Source organism: Sodalis sp. RH16, from assembly GCF_047324245.1.
GTDB classification, from domain to species: domain Bacteria; phylum Pseudomonadota; class Gammaproteobacteria; order Enterobacterales; family Enterobacteriaceae; genus Acerihabitans; species Acerihabitans ligni.
On sequence record NZ_CP178737.1, the window covers coordinates 2,535,917 to 2,555,095 of the forward strand.

Annotated in this window: 16 protein-coding genes; 8 read left to right on the forward strand and 8 right to left on the reverse strand. The window is 50.9% G+C overall.

The features are described from left to right. Positions 1–195: 195 nt before the first annotated feature. Positions 196–990: a leucine-rich repeat domain-containing protein gene (locus tag ACL2XJ_RS11685; protein ID WP_413726558.1), complete on the reverse strand. Its 795-nt coding sequence runs from the start codon at positions 988–990 to the stop codon at positions 196–198. Positions 991–1,640: 650 nt separating this feature from the next. After that, positions 1,641–1,952 (reverse strand): putative quinol monooxygenase, encoded by a 312-nt coding sequence (locus ACL2XJ_RS11690; protein WP_132923461.1) that lies wholly within the window; start codon positions 1,950–1,952, stop codon positions 1,641–1,643. 261 nt (positions 1,953–2,213) lie between these two features. On the opposite strand from ACL2XJ_RS11690, the gene parC reads away from it, so the two are divergent. From parC to ftsP, 3 genes are all read left to right on the forward strand, one after another. Beyond that, positions 2,214–4,502 (forward strand): DNA topoisomerase IV subunit A, encoded by a 2,289-nt coding sequence (parC, locus tag ACL2XJ_RS11695; RefSeq protein WP_413726559.1) that lies wholly within the window; start codon positions 2,214–2,216, stop codon positions 4,500–4,502. Positions 4,503–4,723: 221 nt separating this feature from the next. Next, positions 4,724–5,458 (forward strand): 1-acylglycerol-3-phosphate O-acyltransferase, encoded by a 735-nt coding sequence (locus ACL2XJ_RS11700; RefSeq protein WP_132923459.1) that lies wholly within the window; start codon positions 4,724–4,726, stop codon positions 5,456–5,458. Between the two features lie 94 nt (positions 5,459–5,552). After that, on the forward strand, positions 5,553–6,968 hold the full coding sequence (gene ftsP / locus ACL2XJ_RS11705) for a cell division protein FtsP (protein ID WP_413726560.1): 1,416 nt from the start codon (positions 5,553–5,555) through the stop codon (positions 6,966–6,968). A 170-nt stretch (positions 6,969–7,138) separates the two neighbouring features. On the opposite strand, the gene dkgA is transcribed toward ftsP, so the two are convergent. After that, positions 7,139–7,969, reverse strand: coding sequence for a 2,5-didehydrogluconate reductase DkgA (gene dkgA, locus ACL2XJ_RS11710; RefSeq protein WP_203522840.1), 831 nt, complete (start codon positions 7,967–7,969; stop codon positions 7,139–7,141). A 254-nt stretch (positions 7,970–8,223) separates the two neighbouring features. Between dkgA and ACL2XJ_RS11715 the strand changes: the two genes are divergently transcribed. Continuing rightward, positions 8,224–9,138 (forward strand): AraC family transcriptional regulator, encoded by a 915-nt coding sequence (locus tag ACL2XJ_RS11715; protein ID WP_132923456.1) that lies wholly within the window; start codon positions 8,224–8,226, stop codon positions 9,136–9,138. 5 nt (positions 9,139–9,143) lie between these two features. On the opposite strand, the gene ACL2XJ_RS11720 is transcribed toward ACL2XJ_RS11715, so the two are convergent. Together ACL2XJ_RS11720 and metC are read right to left on the reverse strand one after the other, a co-directional pair. Further along, on the reverse strand, positions 9,144–9,809 hold the full coding sequence (locus ACL2XJ_RS11720; protein ID WP_132923455.1) for a DedA family protein: 666 nt from the start codon (positions 9,807–9,809) through the stop codon (positions 9,144–9,146). A 123-nt stretch (positions 9,810–9,932) separates the two neighbouring features. Further along, positions 9,933–11,129 (reverse strand): cystathionine beta-lyase, encoded by a 1,197-nt coding sequence (gene metC / locus ACL2XJ_RS11725; protein ID WP_413726561.1) that lies wholly within the window; start codon positions 11,127–11,129, stop codon positions 9,933–9,935. 396 nt (positions 11,130–11,525) lie between these two features. Between metC and exbB the strand changes: the two genes are divergently transcribed. After that, a complete protein-coding gene (gene exbB, locus ACL2XJ_RS11730) occupies positions 11,526–12,521 on the forward strand; it encodes a tol-pal system-associated acyl-CoA thioesterase (protein ID WP_413726562.1) in 996 nt (331 codons plus the stop codon). Between the two features lie 3 nt (positions 12,522–12,524). Beyond that, positions 12,525–12,950, forward strand: coding sequence for a TonB system transport protein ExbD (gene exbD / locus ACL2XJ_RS11735; protein WP_413726563.1), 426 nt, complete (start codon positions 12,525–12,527; stop codon positions 12,948–12,950). 64 nt (positions 12,951–13,014) lie between these two features. Here exbD and ACL2XJ_RS11740 read toward each other — a convergent pair whose 3' ends face one another. Together ACL2XJ_RS11740 and ACL2XJ_RS11745 are read right to left on the reverse strand one after the other, a co-directional pair. Then, positions 13,015–13,914: an SDR family oxidoreductase gene (locus tag ACL2XJ_RS11740; protein WP_413726564.1), complete on the reverse strand. Its 900-nt coding sequence runs from the start codon at positions 13,912–13,914 to the stop codon at positions 13,015–13,017. Positions 13,915–14,153: 239 nt separating this feature from the next. Next, a complete protein-coding gene (locus ACL2XJ_RS11745; protein ID WP_413726565.1) occupies positions 14,154–14,834 on the reverse strand; it encodes a carbapenam-3-carboxylate synthase domain-containing protein in 681 nt (226 codons plus the stop codon). Positions 14,835–15,061: 227 nt separating this feature from the next. Between ACL2XJ_RS11745 and ACL2XJ_RS11750 the strand changes: the two genes are divergently transcribed. Next, a complete protein-coding gene (locus ACL2XJ_RS11750) occupies positions 15,062–15,691 on the forward strand; it encodes an acyl-homoserine-lactone synthase (protein WP_413726566.1) in 630 nt (209 codons plus the stop codon). 193 nt (positions 15,692–15,884) lie between these two features. Here ACL2XJ_RS11750 and ACL2XJ_RS11755 read toward each other — a convergent pair whose 3' ends face one another. Next, a complete protein-coding gene (locus ACL2XJ_RS11755) occupies positions 15,885–16,622 on the reverse strand; it encodes a LuxR family transcriptional regulator (RefSeq protein WP_413726567.1) in 738 nt (245 codons plus the stop codon). 595 nt (positions 16,623–17,217) lie between these two features. Here ACL2XJ_RS11755 and ACL2XJ_RS11760 point away from each other — a divergent pair. After that, positions 17,218–18,795 carry an EAL domain-containing protein gene (locus tag ACL2XJ_RS11760; RefSeq protein WP_413726568.1) on the forward strand — a complete coding sequence of 526 codons (1,578 nt, stop codon included), beginning with the start codon at positions 17,218–17,220 and terminating at the stop codon, positions 18,793–18,795. Positions 18,796–19,179: the final 384 nt, after the last annotated feature.

The following is a 19,179-nucleotide window of genomic DNA, read 5'->3' on the forward strand; positions in this document are numbered from 1 at the left end:
GAAGTATGAACGTCGAAACAAGTCATGTCGCCAAGGGAAATGACCTTCTGTGAAGACAGAGCGGATGGGAGTTCAATATATGACAGGAATTTGCCTTAATCAGATAATAACTCTATAAACTTTAGGGTAATAGCCGGCGGGCGGCGCATAATTCACGGCGAGGCTACCGTGAATATTTCATTAAGATGCCCGAGCCTAACATTTTTTTAAGGATATTTTTTGGCACAGGGCATCCCAACCGGCGACAAACGCGAGCCTCCACCTGGGTTGGGATGATTCCCGCGGCCGGTTTGACAAGGCGGGTTCGGATACCGACTGTATCGCGGACACTACGTCTTCGTTGTGGTTATCGGCTTCCCGCTCATCGACGGTGAAAAACGCCGCCGCAGGTCCGTGCCCGGCGGCGTCGGTGCTCAGGCGGGCCCATTCCGCAGGCAGCGTTGTCAGCAGGCTTTTATTGATAAAAAGGACGCGCAGCGATAATGGCGATAATGGCGGTTTTTCCGATAAGCGCGACAGCCGGTTATTTTGGACATTAAGGATCTCAAGGGAATCGGGCAAATGCGTCGGCAGCCTGCTTAATTTATTGTTGGCGGCGTTTAGCTCCTTTAAATCGGTAAGCTTCCTCGCCGAAATTTTTTTTAGCCGGTTATGGCCGACGTTGAGCTTGCGCAGATTCGGCGGCAAATCGTTCGGCAGGGATGTCAGCTTATTATTGTGGACGTCAAGTATTTCCAACCAATAAAGATGCGACATATTAGGCGGCAGGGTGGTGAGATTAAGATCGACCAAGCTTAACTGATTACATTTTCTTTGCCAGCAGTCCTCAAGCATATCCACGGCTATCTGCCGCAATTCGTCGCTGCCGTGAGCCGCCTGATTTTGCCAGTAACCCCATGAATCATACAATTCGTTACTGAGTAATCCAACGCATTCAATACTTTCACATGCCGCAGTGGAATAACATGTCTTTAATGTTGAAAAATTCATAGGGCATGGAATCCTTAATTGGTGTCATAAATATTTTTTAAAATTGGATTATTAAAATAAATATAATTTTTTCCTTAACCATTCTAAGACTCGAAAAAAGCCAAAATACTCACTGAGAGATATTATATAATATGTATTCCTCTGACTCCTGCCGAGGGCCATTCAATCCGTTATGTTAATGAAAGATATTCAAAACAAGAGTATCGGCATCGGCCATGGCTGGCTTAATTTTCCAAAATCAGTAACTGTAAAATGATATATTTTAGTTTCTAACGCATTTATCATCATTTGTAAAATATATTTTTCAAGCATGTGTAATGGCTGTTGGCGATGCTTCTTTTTCACTGATCATGGCTATTTTTATAATAATCATTATCCGCATTATCAATATCAGTAAAAGTATTCATTATCTCAAAGCAGGTGTCGGAACCATGAAATTAATTGACCCTCCATGATAACAAGAACCCTGTCACGGCGACGGCTATATAATACTACAATGCGGACGGCACGGTGTAAATTAGCGAAGGGCCAATTTCAATCTCATCAATGGCATCTTAATCCCCCCGGAGATAATCCGACAACCACCTGCATAACGCCGGTGATTGTCGGAGGCAGTGCTTACGGCAAATCGCCATCGATATAGGCGTTAATCAATCGGTACGCTTCTCCAGAATATGGAAAGTGACATCCATAACGTCGTTCCTGATGTGGGCGCGGTGCGCATCCATGTGCGGCGCCTGTTGATGCTGTTCAAGATGACGTATGCTTTTCCACTGCTCCAGCATGAAGATGGAGTCAGGGGCGGTTTTGCGCCACGGCACTTGCGCTTTGTAGTCGGTCAGCAAAGTATATTCACCGCAGCCATCTTCGGCCAGCACGTTGGGCCGCAGTGCCTGGATAGCTGCTAAAACCGCTTCTCGTCGTCCCGGTTTAACTTTGATTTCTGCAATTACCGTGATCATTACTTCCTCTGTCTTTGGATAAAAATGGGGGCGCCCACTAGTTAACCAAAGACGCGGCCCAGATGCTCGCGATATTTTATAATGTCTTGATCGATGAGCGGCTGCTTTAGGAAATCATTGCATATGAAGGCCGGCGCCGCGGCAATTAACCCCTGTGACAGCCATAGGCCGGATAAGGTACTATCATTGGCTTGAAACCAACATACCCCAGGGTGTGCCAATCTACTCCCGAACACACCGCGGTAAGAGGAAGAACAATCAATGAGTGATTTGGCTCATGACGGCGCGGAACGCCTGGCGCTGCATAAATTCACCGAAAATGCGTACCTTAACTACTCCATGTACGTCATCATGGATCGCGCATTACCCTTTATCGGCGACGGGCTGAAGCCGGTACAGCGCCGTATCGTCTATGCGATGTCGGAACTGGGATTAAACGCCAACGCGAAATACAAAAAGTCCGCCCGAACCGTCGGCGACGTCTTGGGTAAGTATCATCCCCACGGCGACAGCGCCTGCTACGAAGCCATGGTGCTGATGGCCCAGCCTTTTTCCTACCGCTATCCGCTGGTGGACGGCCAGGGTAACTGGGGGGCGCCGGATGACCCGAAATCCTTCGCCGCCATGCGGTATACCGAGTCCCGCCTTTCCAAGTACGCGGAGCTGCTGCTGAGCGAACTGGGGCAGGGGACGGTGGATTATGCCCCTAATTTCGACGGGACGCTGCAAGAGCCGAAAACGCTGCCGGCGCGGTTGCCCAACATTCTGTTGAACGGCACCACCGGCATTGCCGTCGGTATGGCCACCGACATTCCGCCCCATAATGTCGCCGAGGTGGGCGCCGCCATCATCGAGCTGCTGAATAATCCCGCAGCCACCCTGGAAGACTTGCTTAATCATGTGAAGGGGCCGGATTTCCCCACCGATGCGGAAATCATTACCCCCCGCGATGAAATCCTCAAAATATACCAAAGCGGGCGCGGATCGGTGCGCATGCGCGCCTTATGGCATATGGAGGATGGCGATGCCGTTATCACCGCATTGCCTCACCAGGTGTCAGGGGCGAAAGTGCTGGAACAGATCGCCAGCCAGATGCGCGCAAAAAAACTGCCGATGGTGGAGGATCTGCGGGATGAATCGGATCATGAAAACCCCACCCGGCTGGTGGTGGTGCCCCGATCGAACCGCATCGATCTGGAACAGGTCATGAATCATCTGTTCGCCACCACCGATTTGGAGCGCAGCTATCGTATCAATATGAATATGATCGGCCTGGATGCTAGGCCGGCGGTGAAGAACCTGCTGGAAATTCTCACCGAATGGCTGGTTTACCGCCGGAATACGGTCCGGCGCCGCCTGAACTTCCGGCTGGAAAAAGTGCTGCGCCGCCTGCATATTCTCGAAGGGCTGCTGGTGGCCTATCTCAACCTTGACGAGGTGATCCGCATCATCCGTACCGAGGATGAGCCCAAACAGGTGTTAATGCAGGCTTTCGCGCTGAGCGATACCCAGGCCGACGCCATTCTGGAATTGAAACTGCGTCATTTGGCCAAGCTCGAAGAGATGAAAATCCGCGGTGAACAGGCGGAGCTGGAGAAAGAGCGTGAAAAGCTCCAGGGCATTCTCGCCTCTGAACGCAAGCTCAGCAATCTGCTGAAAAAAGAAATCGAGACGGATGTCGCCGCCTATGGCGATCCCCGTCGTTCGCCTTTGGTGGCGCGAGATGAGGCCAAGGCCCTCAGCGAGCATGAACTGGTTCCCTCCGAGCCGGTAACCATTGTCCTCTCCACCATGGGGTGGGTGCGCAGCGCCAAAGGCCATGATATCGACCCGGGCGCGTTGAACTACAAATCCGGCGACACCTTCCTCTCCGCCGCGCGGGGCATCAGCAATCAGCCGGTGGTCTTTATTGATTCCACCGGCCGCAGCTATGCATTAGATCCCTCCTCCCTGCCTTCGGCCCGGGGACAGGGCGAGCCCTTAACCGGCAAACTCACCCTGCCGCCGGGGGCGACCGTCGACCGGATGCTGACCGCCCCCAGCGATCAAAAATTGCTGCTGGCCTCGGACGCGGGTTATGGGTTCTTGTGTACCTTCGAAGACCTGGTCGCCCGGAACCGGGCCGGCAAGGCCATGCTGACCCTGCCGGAAAACGCCAAAGTCATGGCGCCGCTTTGGGTTAACGACGCTGTCGATTCCCTATTGCTGGTGATAACCGAGGCCGGCCGGATACTGTTGTTCCCGGTGGGGGATTTGCCGCTGCTCTCCAAAGGCAAGGGCAATAAAATCATTTCCATTGCGGCGGCGGACGCGGCGTCGGGCAAGGATCGTATGGCCTGGCTGCTGTTGCTTTCCACCAAGGCGTCGGTGACCTTCTTTGTCGGTAAACGCAAACTCACTCTGCGTCCCGAGGATTTACAGAAATACCGTGCCGAACGCGGCCGTAAAGGCACCCTGCTGCCTCGCGGCCTGCAGCGTATCGATCGCATTGAGCTGGATGATCCGTTAGCGGCTGCTCTCTCCCCGGAAGGGGATGCGCCGGATCGCTGAGTATGATCTCGCCTGCCCGCGTCGCGGGCGGGCAGGCCGCACTCGACTACCCTAAATAATTCAAGTCGCGGGAAAGCCAACGCACCGGCAGCTTGAAGTTTGAGGGGATAAAAAATAAAAACCGTGGATCCGGCCGGTTGGGCCGGATCCGAGCCGGTAATAGCCGTGTAATTTGTCATCAAGCCGGTATACTGGCGGTGGCTGAGGGTTAAGAGGTTAATATGTTAGCGATTATTCGCACAATTCTGGTGATAGTGCTGTCTGCTTGTATCTGCGTCTTTGGGTTGATTTATTGTCTTTTCAGTCCGCGAAATCCTCGCCATGTCGCTACCTTCGGCCATATGTTCGGCCGTCTGGCGCCGCTTTTAGGGCTAAAGGTGGAGATACGTTGCCCTTCATCCATGACGACCCGGCAAAACTGCATTTATATTGCTAATCATCAAAATAATTATGATATGGTGACCGCCGCGAGCGCTGTGCAGCCCAGAACGGTTACGGTGGGGAAAAAAAGCCTGCTGTGGATACCCTTATTCGGCCAACTGTATTGGCTGGCGGGCAATTTATTGATAGATAGGGAAAATCGTTCCAAGGCGCACGGTACTATCAACGAAGTCGTTCGCCAAATCAAAAAGAAAAATATCTCCATCTGGATGTTTCCGGAAGGGACCCGGAGCCGGGGCCGGGGGCTGATGCCGTTCAAAACCGGCGCTTTCCATGCGGCCATCGCCGCCGGAGTGCCGATTGTGCCGATTTGCGTGTCTAACACCTCCAATAAAATCAAGCTTAATCGCTGGTCGAACGGGCTGGTCATTGTTGAAGTCATGCCGCCGGTGGATACCGCAGCCTACAGCCGCGATAAGGTGCGGGTGCTGACGGAAGATTGCCGCAACATCATGGCGGCCAAGCTGGCGGAACTGAATGCGGAAGTGGCTGAGCGCGAAGCGCGGATAAAATAGGCGGGCTTCTTTGTCCCGTGCCGTTACCGGCGGGACCGCCGCCGGATATATATACCCTTAATACTTCAGGTTGCAGGGTTCTTGTGGAGTAGATATGTCACTCAGTCGACGTCAGTTCATTCAGGCTTCGGGCATTGCGCTTTGTTCCGGCGCCATACCGCTGAGGGCAGGGGCCTCCGGACAGCCGGCCGCCTTACCGGTGCCGCCGTTGCTGGAGTCCCGTCGCGGCCAGCCGCTGTTTTTAACCCTGCAGCAGGCGCATTGGGAATTTATCCCCGGCCGCAGGACGGCGACCTGGGGCATCAACGGCGGTTATCTGGGGCCGACGGTGCGGGTTTATAACGGCGACGACGTCAAGCTTATCTATAACAACCGCCTCAACGAGCCGGTGGCCATGACCGTCAGCGGCCTGCAGGTGCCCGGTTCACTGATGGGCGGGGCGCCCCGCATGATGTCCCCCAATGTCGACTGGTCTCCGGTATTGCCTATCCGCCAGCCGGCGGCAACCTGCTGGTATCATGCCAATACCCCTAACCGCATGGCCCAACATGTTTATAATGGACTGGCCGGACTTTGGCTGGTGGAAGATGAGGTAAGCAAAGGACTGCCGTTGCCCAATCATTACGGAGTGGATGATTTTCCGGTGATTATCCAGGATAAACGGCTGGATAATTTCGGCGCGCCGGTGTACGACCCGCCCTCCAGCGGCGGCTTTCTCGGCGATACCTTATTGACCAACGGCGTGCAAAGCCCATTCCTTGAAGTCTCCCGCGGCTGGGTGCGGCTGCGGTTGATCAACGCGTCCAATGCCCGCAACTACCGGCTGCAGCTCAGCGACGGCCGGTCAATGCAGGTGGTGGCCGGCGACCAGGGCTTTTTACCGGCGCCGGTTGCGGTGACCCAATTGTCACTGGTGCCCGGCGAGCGCCGTGAAATCCTCATTGATATGTCGAAAGGGGAAGAAGTGTCCATTACCGTCGGTGCCGCGGCGGGCCTGATGGACAGGGTCCGGGGCTTTTTTGAGCCTTCGACCATATTGATTTCCACCGTGGTCTTGACCTTGAAGCCAACCGGCCTGCTGCCGCTGGTGACGGATAATTTGCCCATGCGCCTGCTGCCGGATCAGTTCGTGGACGGCAATATCAGCCGCACCCGCGAGTTCCGTCTGGGAGGGAGCCTGCCGGGAATCAACGGCGCCCTCTGGGACATGAACCGCACGGATTTCCAGGCGCTGCAGGGCAGTTTTGAACGGTGGATAATTTATGCCGATACGCCACAGCCCTTTCATATCCAGGGCGTAGCGTTTTTGATCAAACGGGTTAACGGCAACGCGCCGCTGCCGGAAGATCAGGGCTGGAAGGATACGGTTTGGGTGGAGACCGAAATAGAGCTGATGGTCTGGTATCCCCAGGTCTCCTCGGGTCATTTCCCCTTTATGTATTATAACCAGGTCCTGGAACTGGCCGACCGCGGCTGCGCCGGCCAGTTTATCGTGCAAACTTCCTCATAAAACTGGGCATGTACAGATGATTCGGAGCCAATAAGGGTGGGAAAGGGTGCGAGAGGAGTAAACCGTCCGCGCCAGGGATGGCGCGGATCGAGCCCCCAGGGAAGGGTTCACGGCGAGTTTACCCTCTCGCACTCTGTCCCGACCTTGCACCTTGGACATTCAGCCCGCGGTTAGGGTTTAACAAAGGTATCCGGGTTCGGCCCCAGGCGTTTGCCGCTATCCAACCGCCCGATGGCGTCCAGTTCGCTTTGTTCCAGCTTGAAATCGAAAACCTCGGCATTTTCCTTGATACGCGCCGGGGTGACGGATTTCGGGATCACTACACGCTGGGAATCCAGATGCCAACGGATAACGATCTGCGCCGGGGTCTTGCCATATTTTTCCGCCAGCTGGCGAATAATCGGCTGATCAAATACCCCTTTCCCGCCTTGGGCCAGCGGGCTCCAGGCCTCGGTGATAATGTCATGGGCAGCGTTGAACTTGCTTAGTTCGCGCTGTTGCAGCAACGGATGGAGTTCGATCTGGTTGATAACCGGAACCACGCCGGTTTCATCAAACAGCCGTTGCAGATGGGGGGCATGGAAGTTACACACCCCTATGCTTTTGGCCAGCCCCTCTTCCTTTAGCTTGACCATATCCCGCCAGGCCCGGACATAGGTGTCCTGCGCCGGCGCCGGCCAGTGCATCAGATAGAGGTCAACGTAATCAAGCTGGAGTTTTTTCAGGCTCTCTTCCATGGCTTTAGGCGCGGCGCTTTGGTCCGCGTTCCAAAGTTTGGTGGTGATAAACAGCTCTTCGCGGGGAAGCGCGGCGGCTTTGATCCCTTGCCCTACGCCCACTTCATTACGGTAAATGGCGGCGGTATCAATGGAGCGATAACCCAGTTTTAATGCTTCCCGGACCGAGGATAAGGCCTCTTCGTTACTGGCCTGCCACACGCCTAAGCCAAACTGCGGCATGGTCTGCCCATCATGAAAAGTCACTGTAGGTTGCGTTGCCATAGTATCTCCTTTATAGCCGGTTGCCGGCGCGCAATAGGCCGGCAGTGGTAAAATCTGTATCACTAGTCTAGTAGACGCCACGGGATGCGGCAGGTCATGAGGTATACATTCCTATCCTCTATTGTGATTAACGCGGCATCGTGATTCAATGCATATTCCTCCTCGCTGTTTGCCTATTTATCCTAATAATTAGAGAAATATCGCCATAAATGGCAAAATAAATGTTGAATCATTCAATAGAGAGAATCCGTACGATGACAGAGAACCACTCCATTTGTACCCGGTTATCGATACGCGCCATGGAGTTGCTGCAGCAGAAAAACCGGGTAACCATACCCTATGTCAGGCTGCTGTTTACCGATACCTATTGTGCCCGCACGCCGGTTATGTATGAGCCGGGCATTATCATTCTTTTCCAGGGGCGAAAAACCGGCTATCTCGGCAACAAGGTCTTTGACTATAACGCCAGCAAATATTTATTGCTGAGCGTGCCGCTGCCGTTTGAATGCGAAACCTTTGCCTCGGCGCAAGAACCTCTGGTGGGGTTGGCGATTGGCGTGGATACCCTGATGTTGCAGGATCTGATTATCTCCATGGGAGATGACGCGCAGTTCCGGCCGGTAACCGCCCGCTCCAGCGGCATCAATGCGGCGCCCTTGACCGAGGAGCTGTTCTGCGCCGCGGAACGCCTGCTGGATATTATGGATAAGCCCATGGATGCAAGAGTGCTGGGGCCGAATATCGTGCGGGAAATCATCTATTATCTGCTGCAGGACGTCTGCGGCGATGCGCTGTTTGCGCTGGCGAACCGGCAAACGCATTTCAATCAGATCGCCAAGATACTTAAAAAAATAGAAAGGCAGTTCGCCGATAACCTGACCATTGAACAGCTGGCCGCCGACGTCAACATGAGCCTGTCGGCTTTTCATCATAATTTCAAGGCGGTGACCAGCACCTCGCCGCTGCAGTATCTTAAAACCTATCGGCTGCATAAGGCGCGGGTGTTGATGCTGCATGACGGTTTGAATGCCGGCACCGCCGCCATGCGGGTGGGGTATGAAAGCCCGTCCCAGTTCAGCCGGGAATTCAAACGCTACTTCGGCGTTTCCCCCAGGGAAGACGTGGCGCGAATTCGAACTCCCGGCTCCGGTTCGGCTATGCAGATTTAATTATTTCAGGCGGTATCTTTTATCTTGCGTTTACGCCAGAGCAGCAGCAGGGTTCCCACCAGCCCGCTGCACAGCAATATCAGCGGCAACACCATCAGGATCATCATGACCTGATCTTCATGGTGTTTCAGCAATGGCATATGGCTTAAGGAGTACCCCAGCGTCAGCAAGGCGCTGACCCATATCAGCGCGCTCAGCCAGTTGAAAAGCTGAAAGCGGGTATTGCTCAGTCCGGATATACCGGCGATGGTCGGCAGCAGGGTGCGGACAAAGGCCAAAAAGCGGCCCACCAGCAGCGCCATCAGTCCGTGGCGGTTGAACATGGTGTAGGCGCGTTGATGATAATGGGCGGGCAGATGGAGCAGCCAGCTTCTGACAATGCGGGTGTCACCCAGCCAGCGCCCCTGTAGATAACTGAACCAGCAGCCCAGGCCCGCGGCGGCGGTGAGAATCAGCAGCGTGGGGACAAAACTCATTACCCCTTTCGCCACCATGGCGCCGGAAAGCAATAATAAACTGTCACCAGGTAAAAATGAGGCCGGCAGTAGTCCATTTTCCAAGAACAACATCGTGAATATTACGCAATAGACCACCCAAATTACCCGCGGGTTGGCTAATGCGGCAAAATCCTGTTGCCAAAGTGCGCGGACAATCTCATGTAATACACCCATTCGAACCTGCTCATCTCGTTTTAGTGCCACAGCGTATCGTCAATAGACCGGCTTGTCCTCGACGGCCCGCCCAATCAGACAATTTTCATTAACTATTTTAGACCTCTTTGGGTCAATGAGCGATTACCCCGCCTCCCCGATCCGAACAAAACCGGCTTCCAGATCGGCGATAAGGTCATCGACATTCTCCAGACCGATATGAACCCTCACCAGGGTCCCGGTGAAATCCACCCCGCCGGCCGGCCGTATGGCCGCGATCTCTTCGGGCTGATTGGCCAGTATCAAGGATTCAAACCCTCCCCACGAGTAAGCCATGCTGAAATGCTCGAAATGATCGAGGTAGTGTTCAAGCTGCCGCTGGCTCAGCCTCTTTGCCAAAATAAAGGAAAACAGCCCGCTGGCGCCCTTGAAATCCCGCAGGAAGAATTCATGGCCCCGGCTGCCGGGCAGGGCCGGATGATTTACCGTCGCCACTTCAGGGCGTTCGGCCAGCCAACGCGCCACCCGCAGGCCGTTTGCCTCGTGCTGTTTAAGCCGGACGCCCAGCGTCCGCAGACCACGGGCGGCCATATATGCCGTATCGGCATCCGCCATTTGACCCATCAGATAGGATTGCTCGCGCAACTGATCCCAGCAGCGGGCGTTGGCTACCGCGGTGCCCAGCATGGCGTCGGAGTGGCCGATAATATACTTCGTACCGGCCTGGATGGAGATATCCACGCCCAGCGCCAGCGCCGGCAAGAGAATACCCGCGGCCCAGGTGTTATCCAGCATAATCACAATCTGGGGATTAGCGGATCGCACTGCCCGCACGATGGCCGGAATGTCCTGCACCTCCATGGTGATGGATCCCGGCGATTCCAAAAACACCACGCGGGTGTTTTCCTGGATAAGATCCGCTATGCCGGCGCCTATCATCGGGTCAAACCAGGTGGTGGCGACATTCAGCTTGCCCAGAATATGCCGGCAAAAATCCGTGGTGGGTTCATAAACGGATCCGGTAACCAAAACATGATCCCCGGCGGAAACGAAAGAGAGGATGGAATTGGTTACGGCGGCGGCTCCGCAAGGATACAGAGCGCAGCCTGCTCCGCCTTCCAGTTCCACCATGGCTTGTTGCAATGAGAAATGGGTCAGGGTACCCCGCCGGCCGTAAAACAGTTCCCCGTTCGCCCGCTGCTCGGTAGCGTGCTTTTTGGCCTGAACCGAATCAAAAACCAACGAGGAAGCCCGTTGAATGACCGCATTGACCGAGCCCTGGGTGAATTTTTTATCTCTCCCGGCAGCGATCAGCGCCGTTTCAATTTTCTTAACCGTCATGTTCTGCGCTATGCCTTTCGCTTATGGTTTCACTTACGATTCCGCAGGCCGGGGAAAGCCTCGATTACACCCCCCTTTCGCGTAGTTAAGTTAACACGATTGCACGCCGACGGCAGGCGTTTTAACGCGTTAAAAAACCATTAACGCCTTTCATGATTCAGCGGCGTAAAATGATGGCTGGAGAACGGACGCTAAAACCTCCCGCTGTCGGTAATCTTGATAAATACGTTACAAATTAAGCTACCATTTATTAATGAAGTGAAACTATTGGGTAGATTTCTGGCCGCATAATAAAATTGATACAAATAATAATGAGAACCACTATCAATTCGCGTCCTGTTTGTTATCATTCTCGCTGATTAAATTTCCTGTAACAGATTCCGGTGGAGGCATTTCGTGAAGACGGCTGTCATGACGATTATCCAGGACCTATCCTTTAAGGCTCGGCGATGCGCCGGCCCGCTGCCTGCGATCCTGCGCGGCCTGGCGGCGGCGTCACTATTTTCATGTGCATTAAGCGCCGCGGCGCCGCCGCAGGCCGCCGCCCAAGACCCCGGCGCCCAAAATGTTCAACAGGCGCCGTCCCAAGATGCCGCCCTGGACCAAAACATCCAGCGGACCCCCGCGTTATCCGGACCTTTGAGTACCGATATGGGTTCGGCCCAGCAGCTTGCCCAAATGGATCTGTCGGTATGGGGAATGTACCGGCATGCCGATGTGGTGGTGAAAACCGTGCTGGTCGGTCTGCTGATAGCATCGATTATCACCTGGGCGCTTTTCTTCGGCAAAGGTATCGAACTGATGTCGGCCAAACGGCGTCTGCGTGATGAATTGAGAACGTTAAAAAACGTACGCAGTCTGGATGAGGCGATTGAAACCGTCGCCGCATTTCGGACCGAAGGCGTCAGCTCCCGTCTGGTGGCTGAAGTGCAAAATGAACTGGATTTATCCGCTGGAACCAACGATAGCGCAGGCATCAAAGAGCGCGCCGCTTTTCGATTGGAACGGCGGGTGGCGGCTGCCAGCCGGATGATGGGCAAAGGCAACGGATTTTTAGCCACTATCGGCGCCATATCCCCCTTTATCGGCCTGTTTGGTACGGTATGGGGCATAATGAACAGTTTTATCGGCATAGCGCATACTCAAACCACCAACCTGGCGGTGGTGGCGCCGGGTATAGCCGAAGCATTACTGGCCACGGCCGTGGGTTTATTCGCCGCCATTCCGGCGGTGGTGATTTACAATATCTTTGCCCGCACCATTGCCGGCTATAAGGCCATGGTAGGGGACAGCGCGGCGCAAATTCTCCTGCTGCTGGGGCGCGATCTGGATTTGGCCGTCGGCGCCGGCAACCGCGAACACAAAGCCGTTGCAAAGCTTCGGTTAGGGTAGACTATGGCGATGCATTTGAACGAAGACATCGATGGCGACGGCGAAATGCATGATATCAACGTGACGCCTTTCATTGACGTCATGCTGGTGTTGTTGATTATATTCATGGTGGCCGCCCCGTTGGCAACGGTGGATATCCGGGTGAATTTGCCTAACTCCACCGCTTTGGCCCAGCCCCGGCCGGTAAAGCCGGTTTATTTATCGGTCAAAGCGGATAAGCAGCTGTTTATCGGCGATCGGGCGGTGGATATGAATACGCTGGCAGACGCTCTTAACCTTCAGACCCAGGGTAATAAAGACACCACCATCTTTTTTCAAGCCGATAAACAGGTGGATTATGAAACCATGATGTCGGTGATGGACGGTTTGCGCAAGGCGGGCTATTTCAAAGTGGGCCTGGTGGGCATGGAAACCCCCGGACAACGGTGATTCCCATGGCATCCCCTTGGCGCAAAAGTATAATCAAGAGTAAAACATACCTATCCCCGCATCATTAACCTAAATGGTTGCCGCCGGTCACGCCGTGTACTTCAGCGGTGACATAACTGGATTCCTGGGATGCCAGATAGACATAGATCGGCGCCAGTTCGGCGGGCTGTCCGGCACGTCCCATCGGCGTCTGCGAACCGAAATGCGGGAGCTTTTCAATGGGCTGGCCGCCGGTAACCTGCAGCGCGGTCCAGATGGGGCCGGGGGCGACGCTGTTTACTCTTATCCCCTTTGAGATAACCTGCTTTGCCAACGCGCGGGTATAGGTGAGGATGGCGGCTTTGGTGGAAGCGTAATCCAGCAGGGAAGGACTGGGCTGGTATGCCTGAATGGACGAGGTGGTAATGATTGAGGCGCCCGCCGGCATATGCGGCACTGCGGCTTTGGTTATCCAGAACAGCGAGAAGACGTTGGTTTCAAACGTTTTGCGAAATTGCTCGGTGGTCAGTTCGGCAATATCATCGACCGCGGTTTGCTTACCGGCCACTATCGCCAAAATATCTAGGCCTCCGAGCTGATTGAGCGCGTTTTCCACCGTTTTAATGTTGACGGACTCATCGCTTAAATCTCCCGGCAACATCACCAGGTTTCGGCCGGCCTCTTTAATCAGCTCCGCGACCTGATCGGCATCTTTTTGTTCATCCGGATGATAAGAGAGGGCGATATCCGCGCCTTCACGGGCAAAAGCGATAGCCACTGCGCGGCCGATACCGGAGTCGCCCCCCGTGATCAGCGCCTTGCGCCCCGTCAGCCGGCCGCTGCCCCGATAGGTGCTCTCGCCGCAATCCGGAACCGGCCCCATCTCCGATTGCAGACCCGGCGATGACTGCTGTTGTTTTGGGAACTCGCCCGCCGGATATTGGGTTAAAGGATTTTGCATTTTATATTGATCTGATTCGGCCATTTTAATCACCTTGAGCTCGTTCGGACTGTAATAATTATTAGTAAGCCTAGTCGATTTTGACGCTTTGTCTAATGAGTGAAAATGGGGAATATTAAGTTGCGAAACCCATCAGGACCTATATTAAAGGTGTGTTTACCCGTCGCTTTATTAACGAGAAGATCACTTATGGCGTTATAAATAGGCTTAATTTTTAAAAAATAAAATATTATTTAGTTTTGAAGTTGACGGAAATGTATAATTTAAATATCAATCACTTTGCCTTTTATATCGTTCATGACGCATGTCTCCTTTTCGCAATACGCCGGATACCTAACGCTCTGGATGAATTGCAAATGGTTATCATGCCAACGATTTATGGCAATCTTCCGCTGTGTATTGTAGGATTGCTGCGGGTACCGGCATGCCGTCGCGGTACAGTTCGCTTCCTTGACGGCCGGAATATCGGGTATAATGGGCTTAGAATGCGTATCCTGCGGGGCGCCGGCAACCACCGGGCAGCCAGTGCCGCCGCGCTCCGTTTCGGTGTCATTCGTGGCCTTGGCAGCACACTGCTGCGTTTCTTTTTCCGTGACCAGCGTCAGATTGCCCTCGGCATCTTCATAAACAATACAAAAATTGCCCTGAAGTAATTCGACAATTTTCATACCATAACGTTTTACCGCCAGGCAGATGATGTCCAAGCTGAGAACCTCATGTTGTGATGGATAATGGCTATATAATAAATAATTCAGCAACGGTAGATTGTCTATATGTCCAATAATATGCCATGACTCACTTTTTATATCAAAAGTGTGATATGGCGTGCGGTCGCCGATGAATAAAAATCCCTGTTTTATTTTATAAATTTTATCCTGAAGTGGGGTCGCAAAAGTTAATATAGTGTTTCCTTCGTTCAAAATGATGCAAAATCGATTGCTCATAGGTTCCCTTATAACTATCATAAACGTTAATAATGACTGGAGTGAATACGGGTTAGTGAAATACATTACTCGTTAATTTAATATCTTTAAAGCTGATATATAGTGTAGTTATTACCCTAGACTTTAGTACAGGTTGTGAGGATTTTCCTTTACTGATACCATAAAATCACTTTGTATTTAGTTAGAACAAAGGTAGTTAATTCATCATAACGATAACAGGATGGGGTATGTTTAATTTAATTAGTGTAGATTACCAGGATATTATCAATGATAAGCTTGACGAATTATATTTGCTGCGAAAAAGGACATTTAAAGATCGCCTCAATTGGCAGGTAGCCTGTGTGGGGGACCGGGAGTTTGATCAGTACGATAATGAACATACCCACTATCTACTGGGCTGTTACGATGGCTACATTGTCAGCAGCGTGCGTTTTATCAGCATGAAGTATCCGAACATGATTACCGGCCCGTTCAAGGCATTTTTCAATTATCAAGCAGCGGAGGATGAAACCCTGCTGGAGTCGAGCCGGTTTTTTGTCGATAAGGAGCGGGTGAAATCGCTGTCTGAAACTAAGCTGCCCTTCTGCCACCTATTATTTTTAGGTATGGTGAATTATACGCGTACTATCGGTAAAACGGCCATCATGACCGTATGCAGTAAATCAATGTATACGCTTTTGAAACGAAGTGGCTGGAATATTACCATTGTGAGCATTGGATTGTCCGAAAAAAAAGAGCCCGTTTATCTGCTTCGTTTGGGCATTGATGACGAGAGTCAGGATAGTCTGATCAAATATATACGTCGTTATCATTATTGTGAAGAGGATTATCTGAAAAAATGGCCTATTTATCTTTGATATTTTACTTTATAAAAATAAACATCAACATAGCGCTTTCAACATGTAAATTCTTGCATGGTTAGAAATAAGCTTAACAGGTTAATGAAAATTCCGTTGGGTAACATCATGTCAATGACATGGGAAAGATAATGGCCGTAGTAATCATTCCATTTCTTTATGGTGTAACGTAATCCATGTCATTGACGCTTGATTATTCATAAATTTGCAGAAGATGTAAGTCAGACGCCTTTCTTATTGCATGTTTCGCATTAACCACGCCGAGTTTGACGATGAGATTGCCGATATGAAACTTGACCGTACTTTCAGTGATCCCCATGATAATAGCGATCTCATTATATGTTTTACCGAGGCTTGCCCAGCGAAGCGTTTCTATTTCTCGCGACGTTAATTCCTTTTCAAGTTTTTCCCGGAAAAGTTTACGATCGTACCTTCGCTCGATGATATAACGCTCATGGATTGTTAATAGCAACTGCTGCAGATTTTTTTTATTTTTCACCACATAATCTTGAAAGCAATCTGTATCTCCCTCCGTGTACAGGCTGAGGGTGGCGAGATTATTTTCATGATCGTGCAAAGGGAAAGTATGTCCGTTGGAAATATTGTACTTTCCGGCAACTTTGAAAATCTCTTCATGGCGTGTGTCGTCAGAGGACAGGGTTTTATCGTTCCAGGTGAAGGGCATGATGCGCTGTAGTGCGATGATGATGACCGGGTCATGATGATATAGCGTCATATTGATATACGTATTAATCCATTCTGTGGGATAGTTAGAATATATGACCGGCTGATCCAAATGACGTTTATTGATTACCGAATAAGCAAATCGAGTATGTTCAGGAAAATTGATCTCCCGATGTATAAGATCATTGATTTCATCCGTAATGAGAACATGTTTATTATCTCGGGCTGATTTGACATTTATAAGCATTATGTTTCTCTATATTTACATGCAATGGTATTGGCAAGAACTGATTATTCAAGGGCTGGATTGAGTACGAAATAGGGATTATTATTTAATTTGATAGTAAAACAAATAACAGGTTCGGTCAACGATAAATTATTTTCATCAATTAAAATAATATGCAAATAAAACAATATCAACAATAATTACTAGGAAGTTAATTAAAAATTAAAGTGTATCAACAATAATTACTAAACAGATGAAAACAATCATCCCAGTCCTTCTTAGAAGCAAAGCTACTTTCTGTTGCGTGATGAATGCCGGCTAAATATTCCACCTGACCTGATATGCCCCGATGTTCGCCATGCCCCCGATGGCTCCTGCCGCTCCTGCCGCTCCTGCCGCTCCTGCTACCCACCTTGCTGCCCGCCTAATGCCTCTATTGCGTCCGCTGTGCCGGCCCCTGCCTATGTTTAAAGGTTTCTAAGACCCCACCTCATTACGGTAAGTTGAAAGTTATTCATTAGGTGTATAATCTTCAGGAGCGGCTAGGGTTTAACTGACTCCGGGATGCGGGATAATCTCTTCGCCGCGAAGAAGTAATGATGAGAAGGGAACATAGATGCGATGGTCACTGGATGCACCCGTTTTAGCAAAACTCACCAACAAACATCTGATGCTGCTATGGGTGGTAATCCCGCTATGCCTTTTTGTTGTTTCATTAGTTGTAATCGGCGCTATCGCGCAGCACACACTGAAAAAAAGAGCCGATAACGATATTCACAGCACGATAAAATTTATCGATACCATATTAGATGACGCCAGCGGCACGGCTGAAGAGGCGCTGACGCTGCTTGGACGGCCCTGCGGGGATGTGGTGGATCAATTACGCATCATGAGCGTGAAACATTCCCTGGTGCGTACGGTGAATCTAATTCATAACAATGTAATTTATTGTGGCACGGTGCCCTTGACGCCGCACCTACAGCTGATACCCCATACCCCCGGCGACAACTCATCCGCGACTTCCATTCAATTTCACAATGGTACCGCTCTATTTCCCAATATCGCCGTTATAATAATGCATAAATACCGCGGCAACGACGGCGTCAGTACCATTATCGATACGCAGTATATGTCTTATATGATGAATATCGTCGGTACCGATAATCAGGTCATGGTTATCATCGGCGATCAATTTTTGTCGCCGCTGGGCAAGCTTGCGCCGGCCAGCGGTCTGGTAAACGAGTATATTGGCGTTAAAGGGCATTCGCAAAAGTATCCCTACAAGCTGCAGGTTAGTATCTCCCGCCACCGCTTTTTTGCGGATCTCCTCGATACTTACGGTGTGGTAGTGCTTTTTTTGGCGGTGGTATCGCTAGTCACCTCGTTACTGATCCGCAATTGGCTCAAGGCGCTGACATCCATCAGGACCACGATGGCGCACGGATTAAAGCGCAGTGAATTCGAGGCTTTTTTTCAACCGGTCATGGACGCGAAAAACAATTGTTGTACCGGTGTGGAAATCCTGGCTCGCTGGAACCATCCCACCGATGGAGTGGTTTCCCCGGAAGTGTTTATTCCCTTGGCGGAAGAGTCCGGCATGATCGTTCCGCTGACGCAGCAGCTAATGAAACAGGTTGCGGAGGTTGTGGCCAGAACGCCGGTTTTTTGGCGGGAAAGCTTGCATATAGCCGTGAATATCTCGGCGATTCATTTGCTAAACCTGCAGATCGTTGATGACTGCCGCGAGTTTTTACAGAGCGTGCAGGGCAAAAAGATCACCTTATTGCTTGAGTTGACTGAACGGCAGTCCATTGAAATCAATGACGTCACTTTGCAGGTTTTATCGGCTCTGCAAGAGATTGGCGTTCGTATCGGTATCGATGATTTCGGCACCGGGTACTCCGGTCTTTCTTATTTAAGTAAAATGAATATCGATTTTCTTAAGCTGGATAAATCCTTTATCGCTATGATTGCGCTTGAAAGCACCACCAAGATCATCGTTGATGTGGTCATTGATCTGGCACAAAAGCTGAACATGCAAGTCATTGCTGAAGGCGTGGAGCATTTACACCAAAAACAGTATTTGCTCGACAAAAAGGTTATCTTTCAGCAAGGCTTCTTATTTTCAAAACCTTTACCCATAGCTCAATTCCAACGCTATTTCAGCCAAGAGCATGAACGGCGCAAACAATGAGTGTATATTCATTCATGTTGATTGCATTCGTAACAGTATTGAAAAATAATCAATAACTCTTTGCAAGATGGCCGGAGTTAACAGCAATTGTGGGCATAACTTACTGAAAAAAATATATTATTTTGAGCACTCGCCGCGTAAGGATTGATGATTAATTATTAGCAGGTTATTTATTTTTTGACTTGTCTGTTTTTGTTTTTAATAGTAAGGTTAGTAAAAGATACTTTCATAATTTGATTGTGGCTAATTAATCCAGTATCTAACTCGTTATCAATCTAAATAATTTTTTTAAAAATTAATCAAACAATGAACTAAATTCAATTACATTAAGCACATTGAGTCGGCACAAGACAGTGCTATATAATGGACCGGTTATTAGCGAAA

Bases quoted from the DNA above. Each gene is read 5' to 3' on its own strand.
- ACL2XJ_RS11755 (WP_413726567.1), bottom strand. From the start codon at position 16,622: ATGCTTATAAATGTCAAATCAGCCCGAGATAATAAACATGTTCTCATT.
- ACL2XJ_RS11760 (WP_413726568.1), top strand. From the start codon at position 17,218: ATGCGATGGTCACTGGATGCACCCGTTTTAGCAAAACTCACCAACAAA.
- ACL2XJ_RS11685 (WP_413726558.1), bottom strand. From the start codon at position 990: ATGAATTTTTCAACATTAAAGACATGTTATTCCACTGCGGCATGTGAA.
- ACL2XJ_RS11745 (WP_413726565.1), bottom strand. From the start codon at position 14,834: ATGAGCAATCGATTTTGCATCATTTTGAACGAAGGAAACACTATATTA.
- ftsP (WP_413726560.1), top strand. From the start codon at position 5,553: ATGTCACTCAGTCGACGTCAGTTCATTCAGGCTTCGGGCATTGCGCTT.
- exbD (WP_413726563.1), top strand. From the start codon at position 12,525: ATGGCGATGCATTTGAACGAAGACATCGATGGCGACGGCGAAATGCAT.
- dkgA (WP_203522840.1), bottom strand. From the start codon at position 7,969: ATGGCAACGCAACCTACAGTGACTTTTCATGATGGGCAGACCATGCCG.
- ACL2XJ_RS11690 (WP_132923461.1), bottom strand. From the start codon at position 1,952: ATGATCACGGTAATTGCAGAAATCAAAGTTAAACCGGGACGACGAGAA.
- ACL2XJ_RS11715 (WP_132923456.1), top strand. From the start codon at position 8,224: ATGACAGAGAACCACTCCATTTGTACCCGGTTATCGATACGCGCCATG.
- parC (WP_413726559.1), top strand. From the start codon at position 2,214: ATGAGTGATTTGGCTCATGACGGCGCGGAACGCCTGGCGCTGCATAAA.
- ACL2XJ_RS11750 (WP_413726566.1), top strand. From the start codon at position 15,062: ATGTTTAATTTAATTAGTGTAGATTACCAGGATATTATCAATGATAAG.
- metC (WP_413726561.1), bottom strand. From the start codon at position 11,129: ATGACGGTTAAGAAAATTGAAACGGCGCTGATCGCTGCCGGGAGAGAT.
- ACL2XJ_RS11720 (WP_132923455.1), bottom strand. From the start codon at position 9,809: ATGGGTGTATTACATGAGATTGTCCGCGCACTTTGGCAACAGGATTTT.
- ACL2XJ_RS11740 (WP_413726564.1), bottom strand. From the start codon at position 13,914: ATGGCCGAATCAGATCAATATAAAATGCAAAATCCTTTAACCCAATAT.
- ACL2XJ_RS11700 (WP_132923459.1), top strand. From the start codon at position 4,724: ATGTTAGCGATTATTCGCACAATTCTGGTGATAGTGCTGTCTGCTTGT.